The 15227-nt window shown below is 69.2% G+C and carries 13 protein-coding genes; 7 read left to right on the top strand and 6 right to left on the bottom strand.

Annotation, left to right across the window (positions count from 1 at the left end; translation table 11 throughout):
* The first annotated feature begins 6 nt into the window (after nt 1-6).
* The 3 genes from ngg (at nt 7) to NVS83_RS07205 (ending at nt 4407) form a co-directional block, all read left to right on the top strand.
* Nucleotides 7-1695 (top strand): N-acetylglutaminylglutamine synthetase, encoded by a 1689-nt coding sequence (gene ngg, locus NVS83_RS07215; protein WP_258738724.1) that lies wholly within the window; start codon nt 7-9, stop codon nt 1693-1695.
* Nucleotides 1695-2858: an osmoprotectant NAGGN system M42 family peptidase gene (locus tag NVS83_RS07210; RefSeq protein WP_258738723.1), complete on the top strand. Its 1164-nt coding sequence runs from the start codon at nt 1695-1697 to the stop codon at nt 2856-2858. The genes ngg and NVS83_RS07210 overlap by 1 nt, the downstream gene beginning before the upstream one ends.
* 442 nt (nt 2859-3300) lie before the next feature.
* A complete protein-coding gene (locus NVS83_RS07205) occupies nt 3301-4407 on the top strand; it encodes an AbrB family transcriptional regulator (RefSeq protein ID WP_258738722.1) in 1107 nt (368 codons plus the stop codon).
* Nucleotides 4408-4446: 39 nt separating this feature from the next.
* Here NVS83_RS07205 and NVS83_RS07200 read toward each other — a convergent pair whose 3' ends face one another.
* A complete protein-coding gene (locus tag NVS83_RS07200) occupies nt 4447-5379 on the bottom strand; it encodes an AraC family transcriptional regulator (RefSeq protein WP_258738721.1) in 933 nt (310 codons plus the stop codon).
* 152 nt (nt 5380-5531) lie between these two features.
* On the opposite strand from NVS83_RS07200, the gene NVS83_RS07195 reads away from it, so the two are divergent.
* Entirely contained in the window at nt 5532-6572 is a 1041-nt protein-coding gene (locus tag NVS83_RS07195; RefSeq protein WP_258738720.1) for an aldo/keto reductase, read from the top strand.
* Between the two features lie 83 nt (nt 6573-6655).
* Here the strand turns inward: NVS83_RS07195 and NVS83_RS07190 are convergent, their stop codons facing one another.
* The 4 genes from NVS83_RS07190 to NVS83_RS07175 form a co-directional block, all read right to left on the bottom strand.
* Nucleotides 6656-7876, bottom strand: coding sequence for a mandelate racemase/muconate lactonizing enzyme family protein (locus NVS83_RS07190; RefSeq protein ID WP_258731834.1), 1221 nt, complete (start codon nt 7874-7876; stop codon nt 6656-6658).
* A 65-nt stretch (nt 7877-7941) separates the two neighbouring features.
* The gene (locus NVS83_RS07185) at nt 7942-9465 is read right to left on the bottom strand and encodes a tripartite tricarboxylate transporter permease (protein ID WP_258731833.1); all 1524 of its coding nucleotides are present in this window, start codon (nt 9463-9465) and stop codon (nt 7942-7944) included.
* Between the two features lie 2 nt (nt 9466-9467).
* On the bottom strand, nt 9468-10010 hold the full coding sequence (locus tag NVS83_RS07180; protein ID WP_258731832.1) for a tripartite tricarboxylate transporter TctB family protein: 543 nt from the start codon (nt 10008-10010) through the stop codon (nt 9468-9470).
* A gap of 5 nt (nt 10011-10015) precedes the next feature.
* Nucleotides 10016-11044, bottom strand: coding sequence for a tripartite tricarboxylate transporter substrate binding protein (locus NVS83_RS07175; protein ID WP_258731831.1), 1029 nt, complete (start codon nt 11042-11044; stop codon nt 10016-10018).
* Between the two features lie 184 nt (nt 11045-11228).
* Here NVS83_RS07175 and NVS83_RS07170 point away from each other — a divergent pair, with 184 nt between their 5' ends.
* A complete protein-coding gene (locus NVS83_RS07170; protein ID WP_258738719.1) occupies nt 11229-12245 on the top strand; it encodes a LacI family DNA-binding transcriptional regulator in 1017 nt (338 codons plus the stop codon).
* A gap of 40 nt (nt 12246-12285) precedes the next feature.
* Here the strand turns inward: NVS83_RS07170 and NVS83_RS07165 are convergent, their stop codons facing one another.
* The gene (locus tag NVS83_RS07165; RefSeq protein ID WP_258738718.1) at nt 12286-13044 is read right to left on the bottom strand and encodes a FadR/GntR family transcriptional regulator; all 759 of its coding nucleotides are present in this window, start codon (nt 13042-13044) and stop codon (nt 12286-12288) included.
* A gap of 259 nt (nt 13045-13303) precedes the next feature.
* On the opposite strand from NVS83_RS07165, the gene NVS83_RS07160 reads away from it, so the two are divergent.
* The gene (locus NVS83_RS07160) at nt 13304-14299 is read left to right on the top strand and encodes an MDR family oxidoreductase (RefSeq protein WP_258738717.1); all 996 of its coding nucleotides are present in this window, start codon (nt 13304-13306) and stop codon (nt 14297-14299) included.
* Nucleotides 14300-14392: 93 nt separating this feature from the next.
* A complete protein-coding gene (locus tag NVS83_RS07155; RefSeq protein WP_258731826.1) occupies nt 14393-15190 on the top strand; it encodes a transporter substrate-binding domain-containing protein in 798 nt (265 codons plus the stop codon).
* Nucleotides 15191-15227 lie beyond the last annotated feature (37 nt).

Raw genomic sequence — 15227 nt, 5'->3', positions numbered from 1 at the left:
AACGACGTGACGCCCAATTGCGCATTCGACGTCGGCTGGGGACGGCTGATCTTCGGCCAGACCTTCGAGAAGCTGTCCGACCTTCTGGAGACGCTGCGCGAAGAGGGGCCGGACCGGCGCGACATCGCGGTCTATGTGCTCGACCCGCACGTGCTGCTGGCCCATGCCCCACAGGAGGTGTTCCTCGACCCCTCCCATACCTACCGGTTGGACCTTTCCGCCTACCGCCCCTCGGACCGGCCGCTGTCGGGCTTCGTCATCCGGCCGGTGGAGACGCCGGCCGACGCGGAGGCGATCAACCGCATCTACGCCGCCCGCAGCATGGTGACGGTGCCCCCGCAGTTCTTCGACAGGGAGCGCGACCCCGATCCGATCGTCTATCTCGTGGCCGAGGACGAGACGACGCATCAGGTAGTCGGCACCGTGACCGGCGTCGACCATGTGCGCGCCTTCGACGATCCCGAGCGCGGCGCCTCGCTGTGGTGCCTCGCCGTGGACCCGCAGGCGCGCCAGCCTGGCATCGGCGAGGCGCTGGTGCGCCGGCTTGCGGAGCATCTGGCGGAAGCCGGCGCGGCCTTCCTCGACCTCTCGGTGATGCACGACAACGCGCAGGCGATCGCGCTCTACGAGAAGCTCGGCTTCGCGCGGGTGCCCTACTTCACGGTGAAGCGGAAGAACCCGATCAACGAGAAGCTGTTCGCCGGTCCCGAGCTGCTCGAGGGCTTCAACCCCTATGCTCGCATCATCATCAACGAGGCGCGCCGGCGCGGCATCGTGGTGGAGGCGATCGACGCCGCGAGCGGCTTCTTCCGCCTGACCTACGGAGCGCGCTCGGTGCGCTGCCGCGAGAGCCTGTCGGAGCTGACTTCGGCAGTGGCGATGTCGATCTGCGACGACAAGGCCGTGACGAGCCGCATCGTCGCCGAGGCCGGCGTGCGCGTGCCCGAGCAGATCACCACCGCCGTGCCGATGGAGGAGATGGTCGCCTTTCTCGAGCGCCACGGGCGGCTGGTCGTGAAGCCGGCCCATGGCGAGCAGGGGCAGGGCATCTCGGTCGGAATCACGTCTCTGGCCGAGCTCAAGACCGCGATCGGCGAGGCGCGCCGGGTGTCGAGCGAGGTGCTGGTCGAGGAATGCGTGGAGGGCGAGGACCTGCGCCTCGTGGTCATCAATTTCAAGGTCGTGGCGGCGGCGATCCGGCGGCCGGCGGCCGTGGTCGGCGACGGGCGCAGCACGGTGCGCGAGCTGATCGAGTCTCAGAGCCGGCGCCGCGCGGCGGCGACCGGGGGCGAATCGCGCATTCCCTGCGACGGCGAGACCGAGCGCACCGTGCGCGACGCGGGCTTCGCCTTCGACGCGGTGCTGCCGGCGGGCCAGGAGCTGAAGGTGCGCCGCACCGCCAACCTGCATACCGGCGGCACCATCCACGACGTCACCGACGTGGTGCATCCGCTGCTCGTCGATGCCGGGGTGAAGGTCGCCCGCGCCATCGACATCCCGGTGGTGGGCGTCGACCTGATGGTGAAGTCGCCGATGCAGCCCGGCTATGCCTTCATCGAAGCCAATGAGCGCCCGGGCCTCGCTAACCACGAGCCGCAGCCGACGGCCGAGCGCTTCATCGATCTGTTGTTCCCGCTGGCCATCCCCGCTAGCGTGCGCCAGGTGCTGGAGGCGCCCCAAGCGAGAGCGGAGTAATGACACGCCTGACCATCGACGCCGACTATCTCGCCAAGATCCTCAAGAAGCTGCTCTCGATCCCCAGCCCCACGGGCTACACCGATACCATCGTCCGCTTCGTCGCCAAGGAGTTGGCGGGCTTCGGCCTCAATGTCGAGCTGACCCGGCGCGGCGCGATCCGCGCGGTGCGCCATGGCGGCACGCATCTGGGTGCGCGGGCGCTGGTCGCCCATGTCGACACGCTGGGCGCGCAGGTGAAGTTCCTCAAGGAGAACGGCCGGCTCGCGCTGGTGCCGATCGGCACGTGGTCGGCGCGCTTCGCCGAGGGCGCGCGCACCACGGTCTTCACCGAGAAGGGCGGCTATCGCGGCACCATCCTGCCGCTGAAAGCGTCTGGCCATACCTTCAACGACGAGGTGGATCAGCTCCCGATCGGCTGGGACTTCGTCGAGATGCGGGTGGATGCGCGGGCCCGTAACGCCGGCGATCTCGCCCATCTCGGCATCGAGGTCGGCGACATCGTCGCCATCGACCCGCAGGCCGAGTTCCTCGACAGCGGCTTCATCGTCTCCCGCCATCTCGACAACAAGGCAGGCGTCGCGGTGATGCTGGCGGCGCTGAAGGCGATTCACGACGAGAAGGCGGAGACGCCGGTGGACATCCACTGGCTGTTCACCATCGCCGAGGAGGTGGGGGTGGGCGCGTCCTCGGTGCTGACGGCCGACGTCGCCTCGCTGGTGGTGATCGACAACGGCACCACCGCGCCGGGGCAGAACTCCGACGAGTTCGGCGTGACCATCTCCACCGCCGACCAGAGCGGGCCGTTCGACTACCACCTCACCAAGAAGCTCAAGGAATTGTGCCAGACCAACGACATCCGCTACCAGAAGGACGTGTTCCGCTATTACCGTTCGGATTCGGCGAGCGCGGTGGTGGCGGGCGCGGATGTGCGCACGGCGCTCATCACCTTCGGCGTCGACGGCTCGCACGGCTATGAGCGCATCCACATGCACGCTCTGCGCTCGCTCGCCGAGCTGGTGACGGCCTATGTGCTGAGCCCGGTCGAGATCACGCGCGATTTCCAGCCGACCGCCAACCTCAAGGGCTTCACCCACCAGCCGACCAAGGAAGCCTCGCCCGAACTCTCCTCGGACATCGAGAGCGAGGATCTGGAGGACTAGGCCGCGCCGGCCGGCGCGTGAGGACGGGGCGACGGCACGATGCCGGCCGCCCGGCACCCTTCGCCCCGGGTAATTGCGCATTACACCTATGCAAATATCGGGGGTCTGAAGCGGGTCGCGGCGCCGGTCGGCCGCGCCGCGGATGGCCGGATGCCAAGTCTTTCCGGCGCTTGCGGCTGGCGGAGGTGGACGCGCCGGCACAATGGCCGTCCGTCCGCCATGACTTTTCGGCGGGTCGATATCGTATATTCTCGATTCCGCTTGGACTACCCGTTCCGTCCATGCCGTAGTCCAACACGCCAGCCAATGCACCCACGCTTTCCGACTGCCACCTTCGGCGCCCTTCCCAGGAGCGCCGGCCGCGACGATTTCCGGCGCATCCGCACCCGTCGCCGCCCGGGCGCCGACGTTCGGCGCCTTCCGGCGTGGGGGCTTTGCTGAGATGGCGAAGCGCGATCCTTCTTCCGACGGCCCCGGTACACCCCCCGGCTTCGCCGCCCGTTTCGCCGCCTCGCCGCCCGGCCTGCAATGGGCAGCGGTGCTGGCCGTCACGGTGGTGGTCACCGCCGCCTTTCTCCATTTCGAGGTGCCCGCCGGCGGGTTGCTCGGCCCGATGTTCGCGGCGGCGGCGTTCTGCGGCATCGAGCACCGCATCCGCGTGTCGCGCGGCTTCTTCCATGCCGGGCAGTGCGCGGTCGGCTGCCTGATCGCCAGCACCCTGCCCGCCGAGGTGCTGCTCGCCATTCCCGACTATGCGACCGAGGTGGTCGTCGCCAGCGCGCTGACGCTCACGGTGAGCCTTCTGATCGCCAAGGCGCTCGTCGTTACCGGCACGGTCGACGTGCGCGCGGCGGTGTGGGGCATGCTGCCGGGCGGCGCCTCGGCGATGATCGCGATCGCCGATGCGTCGGGCGCCGATGCGCGGCTCGTCGCCTTCATGCAGTATCTGCGCGTGGCGAGCGTCGCCGCCACCGCGGCGATGGTCGCGCATTATCTCTCCACGCCCGGTGCGGCGCCGGTTCCGGTGGCCCATGCCGACGGTGCCTACGGGCCCTATGCGGTCGGCGCGGGCGTCTATGTGCTCGGTCTGGTCGCCGCTCGTTTCCTGCCCATCCCGGCGGGGGCGATGCTGCTGCCGATGCTGATCGGCATCGCCGTGCAGGCGGTGTTCGGGCTGCACCTCGCCATGCCGCAGGCGGTGCTCCTCGCCGGCTATGCGCTGATCGGCTGGAGCGTCGGGCTGCGCTTCGAGCCGCGCCTGCTGCGCGCGGTGCTGGCGCGGCTGCCGCAGCTCATTGCGGCGACGGTGGCGCTCATCGCCCTGTGCGGGCTCGTTGCCGTCGCGGTGTCGCTGATGTTCGGGCTCGACCCGATGACGTGCTACCTCGCCATGAGCCCGGGCGGGATCGACACGGTGGCTATCATCGCCACCGGCATCAAGGCCAACCTCGCCTTCGTGCTCGCGGTGCAGGCTACCCGCATGCTGGTGACGCTGCTCGTCATGCCGCCGGCCGCCCGCGCCCTGTTGCGCCGCGCCGGCCATCTATGAGCGCGCTTCCGGGCGCGGAAAGCGCTCGCACGCACTGATCTAGAGCGTTTCCGCCGGCCGCCGGGCCGCCTCCCACGGCGCGGGCGGGGCCAGCACGCCGGCGCGGATCATCGCCCCGTCGCGGCCGGGCGGCTCGCCGAACTGGCGGCGATAGTCGCGGCTGAACTGCGAGGGGCTCTCATAGCCGATGGAGAAGCCGATGGCGGCGACCTCCATCCCCTCGCTCAGCAGCATGCGCCGCGCCTCCTGCAGCCGGATCTGCTTCTGGAACCGGATCGGCGACATGGTGGTGGCGGCGCGGAAATGGCGGTGGAAGCTCGCCACGCTCATGCCCGCCCGCGCGGCGAGGTCGGGCACGGTGAGCGGCTCGGCATAGTGGTCGCGGATCCACGCCACGGCGCGGGCGATCCGCGCCATGCGGCTGTCGGCGAGGCCGACCTGCCGCAGCATCGCCCCGTGCGGGCCGTTGAGCAGCCGCCAGACGATCTCGCGCCGGATCAGCGGCGCCAGCACCGCGAGGTCGCGCGGCCGGTCGAGCAGCGCGAACAGCCGTGCCAGCGGGTCGACGAGCTCCGCCTCCATCTGCCCCACCGCGATGGTGGTCAGTGTGGCGGCGCCCGGCAGCTCGGGCTCGTCCAGCAGCAGCTCGGCGATCATCGCCGGGTCGATGGCGAGGCTGAACGCCATGTAGGGCCGCTCGGCGCTGGCCTCGACGATCTGGGCGGTGATGGGCAGGTCCATCGAGGCGACGAGGCACTTGCCGGTATCGTAGCGAAAGGCCCGGTCGCCCAGCAGGCTGAGCTTGGCGCCCTGCAGCACGCCGCAGAACGAGGTGCGGTAGACCGAATGGATGAGGCCCGATGGCGCCTCGGCTACCGTGAAGGTGAGCCCGTCGAGCGGGGTCTCGCGGCCGAAGCATCGCCATTGCTTCAGCAGCAGCTCGCGGGGACGGCGCAGGAGATCGTCGTTCATGCCTCCACTCCTAGCGCAGGACGCGCACGGGAAAAGTCGCAAATGCGCGATTGAGAGAATCGGGCAAGAGACTGCGACGATCCGCGTCGCGGCGGGGGCCCCTCGGCGCCTATTTCTTGGCGACCCCGTTTCCCGGCACAAGGAGCGTGACCATGCGCTATCGCCAGCTCGGCCCCAGCGGCCTTTTCGTTTCCGAACTCTGCCTCGGCACCATGACCTTCGGCGGCAGCGAAGGCATATGGGGCCAGATCGGCCAGCTCCGCCAGGAGGAGGCCGACGCGCTGGTGAAGGCCGCCGTCGAGGCGGGCGTGAACTTCATCGACACCGCCAACGTCTATGCGGGCGGGGAGAGCGAGCGCATCCTCGGCAACGCCATCCGCAATCTCGGCCTGTCGCGCGACGACCTCGTCATCGCCACCAAGGTGCTCGGCCCGATGGGCGAGGGCCCGAATGCGCGCGGCGCCTCGCGCAAGCACATCCTCGACCAGTGCAAGGCGAGCCTGGAGCGGCTGCGGATCGACCATATCGACCTCTACCAGATCCATGGCTTCGACCCGGCGACGCCGCTGGTCGAGACGCTGGAGGCGCTCGACACGCTCGTGCGCCACGGGCATGTGCGCTACATCGGCCTCTCGAACTGGGCGGCGTGGCAGATCGTCAAGGCGATCGGCATCGGCGAGGCCCGGCAGCTCGCGCCGATCCTGTCGCTGCAGGCCTATTACACGCTCGCCGGACGCGACCTCGAGCGCGAGATCGTGCCGATGCTGAAGTCCGAGGGGCTGGGGCTGATGGTGTGGAGCCCGCTCGCCGGCGGCCTGCTCTCGGGCAAGTACAGCCGGGCCGACGAGGGCGCCAGCGAAGGGCGCCGCGCGAGCTTCGACTTCCCGCCGGTGAACCGGGAGCGCGGCTATGCGGTGATCGACGCCATGCGCCCGATCGCCGACGCCCATGGCGTGAGCGTCGCGCAGATCGCGCTCGCCTGGCTGCTGCACCAGCAGGTGGTCACGAGCGTCATCATCGGCGCCAAGCGGCCGGACCAGCTCGCCGACAACCTCGCCGCGGTCGAGGTGCGCCTGTCGGACGGGGAACTCGCGGCGCTCGACGCGGCGAGCGCGCTGCCGTCCGAATATCCCGGCTGGATGCTGGAGCGGCAGGGCGAATACCGCCTGCACATGATGGCCTCGGCGCGCTGAGCGGCCGGCGCCCCGCGGACGGCGGCTTCACGAAAAAAGGGGGAGCCTCGACGGCTCCCCCGGGCATGAGTGGACGTGTCCGTTCAGGCGTTGACCGGCTCGGCGGCCTTCGAGGGCGCCGGCGCGGCGGCGGACTGGTTCCAGCGACGCGAGCGGCGCTTGCCGTGCCCCTTGATCTCCTCGCCGGTGCTGAAGGGAAGCTGGCGCACCACGTCCCACTTCAGGTCGGTGCCGAGGCCCGGGCCGGTCGGCACCTTCAGGAAGCCGTCCACCACCTTGATGGGGTTGGTCAGCATGTCGTCGCGCAGCGGGTTGTTGGAGCCCGGGTCCCATTCGACATGGGCGCGCACATGCGAGGGGATCGCCGCCGCGAAGTGGACGTTGGCGACCTGGCCGAGGCCGTTCAGCGTGTGCGGCGCGACCAGAACGTTGGCGGCGCTGGCCAGATGCGCGACCTTCATCGCTTCGGAGATGCCGCCGCACTTCACCGCGTCCGGCGTGATGAAGTCGACGCCGCCGCGCTCGAACAGGTTGCGCACGTCGTAGCGCGTATAGACGTTGCCGCCCGAGGCGATCGGCACCAGCGCCATCTTGGTGAGGCGGCCGACATCGTCGTGATGGTTGGCGACGGTGTAGTCGAACGGGTCCTCCATCCAGAAGGCGCCGACCTCGCCGAGGCCGCGCGCCACCCGCACCGCTTCCGGCCAGCTATAGCTGGCGTTCATGTCGATCATCACGTCGACGCCGGGGCCGAGCAGCTTGCGGGTCTCGCGCACCACCTCGATGTCGCGCTCGACGCCGGCGCCGCCGCGCACCTTGAGCGCCTTGAAGCCCATATCGGCGTAGGACTTGGCCTCGGCGAGGAGGTCCTCCATCGGCTTGTGGCCGAGCACCATGCAGCCGATATAGGCCACCACCCGGTCGACGCCGCCGCCGCCGAGCAGGCGGGCGATGGGCTGGCCGGTCACCTTGCCGAGAATGTCCCACAGCGCGATGTCGATGCCCGAGAGCGCGGAGACCGCGGCGGCGCCGAGATAGACCGACCCGTAATGCAGCTTCTCCCACACGCCCTGGATGTCGAGCGCGTCCTCGCCGATCGCCATCGGCGCCAGCTTCTCGTCGATCAGTGCCTTCACCGCCAGCGGCGCATGGGCGTGATAGGACGAGCCGAGCCCGTAGACGTTCTCGTCGGTGCGCACCACCACGAGCAGTTCGTCCCGGCGGGTACCGGAGCCGATACCGGTGTTCCAGATGACGTCGAGAGGTGCCGAGACGAGGTAGGTTTCGACGGCCGTAATTTTCATTGAGGTCTCCAATTCACAACAGAAGAGTTTGATGGGGCTGGCCGGGGTCGCGCGCCGGGGCGCGCCTAGCGAGAGGGCCGGGCCAGCGCCTGGTCCGATCGGGCTTTGCGCTGCCGGTCCAGATGCGCCATGAGCGGGGGCACGATCACGCTGGCGAGCGAAAGCGCCAGCAGCACCACGGCGATGGGCCGCTCGAAGAAGAACAGCAGGCTGCCGGTCCCCATCGAGGATGTCTGGACCAGCGAGGTCTCGAGCGGCCGCCCGAGCACGAGGCCGAGGATGAGCGGCGCGGCGGGGTAGCCGTAGGAGGTGAGGCCGAGGCCGAGCGCCGCCGAGCCGATGACGATCCAGATCCCGAACAGGTCGTTCTCGAGCGAGTAGGCGCCGAGGATGCTGACCACCAGGATGCCGGGATAGAGGAAGCAGTAGCGGAACCTCAGCATCAGCGCGAACACGGGGGCCAGCGGCAGGTTGAGGATCAGCAGCAGCACGTTGCCGACATAGAAGGAGGCGACGAGGCCCCAGACCAGGCTCGGCTGCTCGCGCACCAGCAGCGGCCCCGGCTGGATGCCGAACAGCAGGAAGCCGCCGAGCAGGATCGCCGTCGTCGCCGAGCCGGGAATGCCGAGCGCGAGGGTGGGGATGAAGGAGCCGTTGACCGAGGAGTTGTTGGCCGCCTCGGGCCCGGCGACGCCCTCGATCCGGCCGGTGCCGAGCATGATCCCCTTCTTGCGGGCGATGCGCCGCTCGATGTCGTAGGAGAAGAACGAGGCCAGCGTCGCCCCCGCGCCGGGGATGATGCCGAAGAAGAAGCCGAGCAGGCCGCCGCGGAAGATCGGCATGGCCGAGCGGCGCATGTCCTCCCGGGTGACGATCATGTCGCGGAAGCGGGTGCGCAGCGGCTCGGGCTGGCCGGTGCCGACGGCCTTGAGCACCTCGTTGATGGCAAACAGGCCGATGACGACATAGAGGAAGTCGAAGCCGTTCAGCAGCTCGGTGAAGCCGAAGGTGAAGCGCGCCGTGCCGGTCATGGCGTCGATGCCGATGGTGGAGATCAGCACCCCGGTGGCGGCCATGGCGAAGCCCTTGAACCGGTCGCCGCTGGCGAGCCCGACGACGCTGATGATGCCGAACAGCATCAGCGCGAAGGTCTCGGGCGGGCCGAACTTGAGGGCGATCTGGGCGAGCGGCACCAGCAGCACGCTGAGGAAGACGATGCTGATCGTGCCCGCCAGGAAGGAGGCGATGGCGGCGACGGCGAGCGCCGCGCCCCCGCGTCCCTGCCGCGCCAGCTTGTAGCCGTCGAGCACGGTGGGCACCGAGCTCGCCTCGCCGGGCGTCGCCACCAGCACCGAGGAGATCGTGCCGCCATACTGCGCGCCGTAATAGATGCCGGCGAGCAGGATCATCGCCGCCAGCGGGTCGAGCCCGAGAGTCAGCGGCAGCAGCAGGGCGACGCCGGTCGAGGAGCCGAGCCCCGGCAGCAGGCCGATGACGGTACCGAGCGTGACCCCGAAGGCGCAGTAGACGATGTTCCAGAAGGTGAGGGCGGAGCTGAAGCCGCCCATGATCGCGTAGAAGGAATCCATGGTCAGAACCCCATCGCCTGCCAGACCGATCCGACCGGCACAGGCACCTCGAACAGCCAGACGAACAGCGCCCAGGCGGCGGCCATCGAGCCGATCGCCATCAGCGCGGCGGTGAGGAAGCCTTCGCGCTCGAAGGCGAACACGCACACGAAGACCAGCACGCCGAGCATCGGGATGAGGCCGACCGCGGGCGCGAGCACCACGGACAGGCCCATCAGGATGAGGATGCCGGCGACCGTGGTGGGCTTTCCGGCCGCCTCGGTGTCGTCCTCGGCGAAGTCGGCGATCGACAGGTTCTCCCCGTCGACCGGCGGCGGCAGATCGTCCATGACGGACGCACCCCGGAGCGCGTTCACCACGAGCACGACGGCGACCGCCGCCAGGCTGGCGCCCCACACCAGAGGCATGAGGCCAGGGCCGACGATACCGTCGGCCATGACCGGATACTGGAGCCCGTCGAGAACGACGAAGGCACCCAGAGCCAGGAACGAGAGGGCGCAGATGACTTCTCCGGCCGACCGTTCCGACGTCCGCAGGAACTTCATGGTGCTCAATCCTTCTTGAGCGCCTGCTTGAGCGTCGCCTGCGTCTTCTCAAGGTAGGCCTTGAAGTCGTCGCCGCGGCGGAACTCCGGGAACAGGTTGTTCTTGGCGATGTAGTCCTTGTAGGCGGGGGTCTTGGTCCAGGCTTCCATGGTGTCGGCCCAGTAGTCGGCCTGGTCCTTGGTGATGCCGCCGGCGGCGTAGAGGCCGCGATACTGGGCGAAGGACACGTCGACGCCCTGCTCCTTGGCGGTCGGCACCGAGCCCAGCGGCGAGTCGGCCGGGTAGCGCACCTCCGAGAAGGCGGCGAGCGGGCGCAGCATCTTGGCCTTCAGCTGGCCGATGGTCTCACTCGGGTTGAGGATGGTGAACTCGATGTCGCCGTTCAGCAGCCGCGCCACCGAGGCCGAGCCGGATTCGAGCACAACGGGCTGGAACGCGACGTTCTGGCTGCGCGAGAGCAGGTTGGCGACGATGGCGTCCGAGCTGGTGGTCGAGGTCAGGCCGACCCGGAATTTCTTCTGCTTCGCCGCCGCGAGGAAGTCGTCGAGCCCCTTGTAGGGCGCGTTGTAGGGCACCACGAGGAGCTGGGAATCGGCGGCGATCTGGGCGACCGGCGTGAAGTCGGTCCACTGGAACGGCGGCGGCTGGATCAGCAGCGGCAGGGCGACCGCCGCGGTCTCCGAGGCCAGCAGCATCTGCGGATTGCCCTTGTTCTGGCGCAGATAATTGTAGCCGATGACGCCGTTGCCGCCGGGACGGTTCTCGACCGCGACCTGCACGTCGGGGTGGACCGTGGTGATGCCGGCCGCCATGGAGCGGGCCATCAGGTCGCTGCCGCCGCCCGGGCCGAAGGGGACGATCATCGTGACCGGGCCCTTGGGCGTGAAGCCGTCCTGGGCGCTGGCGGTGCCGACGAGAGAGGTCGTGAGGCAGGTCGCGAGCGCGAGGGCCGCGGCGCCGCGCAGGAGCACGGACGGCAGGAGCACGGACGAGCGACGGCCGGCCGCTCCCGTGAGGATGAGCGCTGAAAGCATGATTCCTCCCGAAAATGCGCGCCCATTCGGGCGCTGATTAAATTCCGTTGTTGAGACAACGTTGTCTGACGTGAGATAACGTTGTCTCGAACGCTTAAATTGTCAATATCGAATTCGAGTGACGAGAGGACCGGAGCGCGGGATGGCGATCGGCAGGGAAGACGCGACGAGGACGGGCCGGGCGATGCGCGCGCCGACCCTGGCGGACGTCGCCGCCTTGGCCGGCGTGTCGGTCAGCACCGCCGGCCGGGTGCTGCGCGACCAGGGCTGGCCGGTCGAGGAAAGCCTGAAGGAGCGGGTGCGCGCGGCCGCGATCGAGCTCGGCTACGTGCCGAACGTGATGGCCCGCACCCTGCGTGCCGGCGCGCCGGCCCTGGTCGGCCTCGTCATCGGCAACATGCTCGACCCCTATTACGGCGAGATCGCCGAGACCGTGACCTGCTATTCGGAGACCACCAGCCGCATGCTGACCATGGTCTGCAACATGCAGCGCGATCCACGGCTGGAGCTCGACTACTGCCGCCGGCTATGGGAGCACCGCGTGGCCGGTCTGATCCTCGCCGGCGGCGGCTTCGACCAGTTCACCTATCACGACGACCTCGCCCTGCTGGTCGAGAAGATGGAGCGCAGCGGCGTGATCGTGACGACGCTGAGCCCGCGCGACCTCGAGAGCCCCGCCTTCCACACCGACAATGTCGAGGCCGGGCGCTGCGCTGCGCGCGAGCTGATCGCGGTCGGCCATCGCGAGATCGGCATCCTGGTCGGACCGATCCGCAACCGCGTCCTCACCCAGCGCGTGGCCGGCATCACCGCGGCCTGCGAGGAGGCGGGCCTTTCGGTGCATCTGGTCGAGACCGAGTTCGGCGCCTCGTGGGTGGCGCCGGCCATCGCCCAGATGTTCGAGCAGCGCCCGACCATCACCGCCATCGTCGCGGCCTCCGGCGTGACCTCGATCAACGTCATACGCGCGGTCATGGCGACGGGGCGGTCGGTTCCCGAGGACATCTCCGTCATCGGCATCGGCGGGCGGGCGATCGGCGAGTGGGGCGCGCATATGACGCGGGTCGATCTCGGCCTCGAGACCTGCGGCCGCGCGGCGCTGGACTACATCGCCGCGCGGGTGGAAGGCCGCCCGACCGCGCCCGCCTTCAGGCTGGAGCCGACCATCGCCGGCGGCGGCTCGGTCGCGCCGCCGAAGTGAGGGAGCGTCCCGGGGGCGAGCGGTTTCCCCCGGGCGCGCGTCAGCTCTTGGCCTGCTGGACCGCGTGGCGCGTGCGGGGCACGGCGATGGCGCGCTCGTGGCGGTCGCGCAGATAGGCGATGAGGGCGTTCGAGGCCTCCACGGCCGCTTCCGCGTCATGCGCTTCGAGGCCGGCGAGGATGGCGCGGTGGAAGGCGATGATCTGCTCGCGCTCCGGGATCAGGAAGGCGATGAGGTTGGAGACCGGCAGCAGCGCCTCGATCAGCGTGACCATCAGGAAGCCGAGCAGGCGGTTGCCGGCCGCATCCACCAGCGCGCGGTGGAAGCGCACGTCCGAGGCGCAGAAGTCGACGTCGCTGGTCTCGTGCGACTGCTGCACCTCGAGCTCCGCACGCATGCGCGCCAGATGCTCGTCGGTGCGGTTGTCGGCCGCCAGCCGGCAGCAGATCGCCTCCATCTCCATGCGGGTGCGGGCGATCTCGTCGAGGTCGAAGGCGCCCACGCCGACCATCAGGCGCACCGCGCTGCTCAGGCCCTCGGCCAGGTCGTCGGGCTGCGGCCGGGCGACGAAGTTGCCGCCCGCCGGCCCGCGCCGCGAGCGTATGAGGTTCTGCGCCGCCAGCCGCTTCAGTGCCTCCCGGATGGTGGGGCGCGAGACGCCGTACTGTTCGGCCAGCTCGCTCTCGGTCGGCAGGCGCTCGTCGCTCTTCAGCCGCCCGTCCATGATCGCGGAGCGGATATTCTCGGCGATCTGCTTGGCGACTCCCGTTGTGACCACGGGCTCGATCTCGATCGGCATCGTAACTCCATTGGCGGTGTCCGCCGCCACGGGCCTGTGAATCAGTGCGCAGATGCCGGCATTCTGGAGCCTGCGTGCGCATTCCGCAAAAGGCCGGCGTGCGTGCCGCGCCGCCCGCCATGGGCAACGCGCATCGGCGGTGCCGGACGCTGAAGCAATGTCTATCTCTCTAATAAAATATTTGTTTGACAAATAGCAACGGCCGTCGAAACTGATGCACTGCAACACGCTCGAAGAGGTTCGCAGTCACAGGTGCCCCATGTCCGGTAACGCATTCCAAGCCCTCGTCCTGCGCCAGGCCGACGGCGCGACCACGGCCTCCGTCGAGACGATGCGCGACGACGACCTTCCGGCCGGCGAGGTCACCATCGCCGTGCGCTATTCCAGCCTGAACTACAAGGACGGGCTGGCGATCACCGGCAAGGGCAGGATCGTGCGCAACTTTCCCATGGTGCCGGGCATCGACCTCGCCGGCGTGGTGGAGGAGAGCCGCGACGCGCGCTTCCCCGCCGGCGCCGAAGTGGTGCTGACCGGCTGGGGCGTGGGGGAGACCAACTGGGGCGGCATGGCGCAGAAGGCTCGGGCCAAGGCCGACTGGCTGGTCGCGCGCCCGCAGGCGATGTCGCTGGAACAGACGATGAGCTTCGGCACGGCGGGCCTGACCGCGATGCTGTGCGTCGACGCGCTGGAGCGCCACGGCATCGACCGCGCCCGCGAAGTGCTGGTGACCGGGGCCAGCGGCGGCGTCGGCAGCGTCGCGGTGGCGCTGCTGGCGAAGCTCGGCTACCGCGTCGCCGCCGCCACCGGACGTCCCGAGCACGAGGCTTATCTGCGCGAACTCGGCGCCGAGACGATCGTGCCGCGCGTCGAGCTCGCCCAGCCTTCGCGCCCACTGGCGTCCGAGCGCTGGGGCGGGGCGGTCGACACGGTCGGCGGCCAGACCCTCGTCTCCGCGCTGGCGGCCACCGCCTATGGCGGCGCGGTCACGGCCTGCGGGCTGGTCGGCGGTGCGGATCTTCCCGGCACCGTCATGCCCTTCATCATTCGCGGCGTCAGCCTGCTCGGCATCGATTCCGTGCGCTGCCCCATCGATCGCCGGACCACCGCCTGGCGGCGGCTGTCGGAGCTGCTTCCCGACGGCCTGCCGGGCGAGGTGGTCGAGGAGATCGGGCTGGGCGAGGTCGCCGACAAAGCGGCCGACATCGTGCGCGGCGCCGTGCGGGGGCGCGTCGTCGTCAAGCTTCCCGAACACTGAAGCGGGCAGCCAAGCCCGCCATTTACAAAATTCCAGAGACCCAACCAAAGGGGAACGATCATGTTCAGCATGCAAGGTGTGATGAAGCGTTGCGTGGCAACGGTTCTGTTCGTCTCCGCCATGGCGGTGGGCGCCCAGGCCGACGTCCTGAGCGACGCCAAGGCGCGCGGCGAGCTCGTCGTCGGCACCGAATTCCAGTACGCCCCGTTCGAATTCCTCGACGGCGACAAGCCGGTCGGCTTCGACGTCGACCTCATCACGCTGATCGCCAAGGACATGGGCCTGAAGGTCAAGTGGATCGACCTTCCCTGGGCCAGCGTCCTGCCCGCGCTCGAGGCCAAGAAGTTCGACATGGTGGTCGCCGGCACCACCATCAACAAGGCGCGCATGGAGCGCTACTACTTCACGCTGCCGATCGGCGACGCGACGGTCGCGCTGGTGAAGCGCGCCGGGGACACCTCCATCACCAAGCCCGAGGACATCGCCGGCAAGCCGGTGGGCGGCACCAAGGGGTCGTCCCAGCTCAAGACGCTGGAGGAGTTCTCCGCCACGCTGAAGCCGCCGGCGGACATCAAGATCTATATCGGCAGCACCAACGCCTATGCCGACGTGCTCGCCGGCCGCACCGTCGCGGCCTCCGGCTCGCTGCCGAACCTGACCTATCTCGCCAAGACCCGGCCCGAATTCGAGGTGGTGAAGCCCGCCTTCGGCCAGCCGAGCTACCAGGCCTGGCCGCTGCGCAAGGAGCCGGAGAGCGAGTCGCTGCTGGCGGCGATCAACGAAGGCATCGCCAAGTACAACAAGAACGGCAAGATGAAGGAACTGCAGATCAAGTGGTTCGGCGCGGAAATGCCCCTGCCCTACGACAAGGTGCCCGAGCCCAACTACTGATCCACCGGACGACGCAGGACCGGGCCTCGCGTCCGGT

The organism is Ancylobacter mangrovi, from assembly GCF_024752335.1.
GTDB classification, from domain to species: Bacteria; Pseudomonadota; Alphaproteobacteria; order Rhizobiales; family Xanthobacteraceae; genus Ancylobacter; species Ancylobacter mangrovi.
This window is presented reverse-complemented; position numbering and strand designations above follow the sequence as displayed.

What these genes read in the sequence shown, in the direction of transcription:
- NVS83_RS07210 (WP_258738723.1), top strand. Translation starts at nt 1,695, where the DNA reads ATGACACGCCTGACCATCGACGCCGACTATCTCGCCAAGATCCTCAAG.
- NVS83_RS07205 (WP_258738722.1), top strand. Translation starts at nt 3,301, where the DNA reads ATGGCGAAGCGCGATCCTTCTTCCGACGGCCCCGGTACACCCCCCGGC.
- NVS83_RS07200 (WP_258738721.1), bottom strand. Translation starts at nt 5,379, where the DNA reads ATGAACGACGATCTCCTGCGCCGTCCCCGCGAGCTGCTGCTGAAGCAA.
- NVS83_RS07195 (WP_258738720.1), top strand. Translation starts at nt 5,532, where the DNA reads ATGCGCTATCGCCAGCTCGGCCCCAGCGGCCTTTTCGTTTCCGAACTC.
- NVS83_RS07190 (WP_258731834.1), bottom strand. Translation starts at nt 7,876, where the DNA reads ATGAAAATTACGGCCGTCGAAACCTACCTCGTCTCGGCACCTCTCGAC.
- NVS83_RS07185 (WP_258731833.1), bottom strand. Translation starts at nt 9,465, where the DNA reads ATGGATTCCTTCTACGCGATCATGGGCGGCTTCAGCTCCGCCCTCACC.
- NVS83_RS07180 (WP_258731832.1), bottom strand. Translation starts at nt 10,010, where the DNA reads ATGAAGTTCCTGCGGACGTCGGAACGGTCGGCCGGAGAAGTCATCTGC.
- NVS83_RS07175 (WP_258731831.1), bottom strand. Translation starts at nt 11,044, where the DNA reads ATGCTTTCAGCGCTCATCCTCACGGGAGCGGCCGGCCGTCGCTCGTCC.
- NVS83_RS07170 (WP_258738719.1), top strand. Translation starts at nt 11,229, where the DNA reads ATGCGCGCGCCGACCCTGGCGGACGTCGCCGCCTTGGCCGGCGTGTCG.
- NVS83_RS07165 (WP_258738718.1), bottom strand. Translation starts at nt 13,044, where the DNA reads ATGCCGATCGAGATCGAGCCCGTGGTCACAACGGGAGTCGCCAAGCAG.
- NVS83_RS07160 (WP_258738717.1), top strand. Translation starts at nt 13,304, where the DNA reads ATGTCCGGTAACGCATTCCAAGCCCTCGTCCTGCGCCAGGCCGACGGC.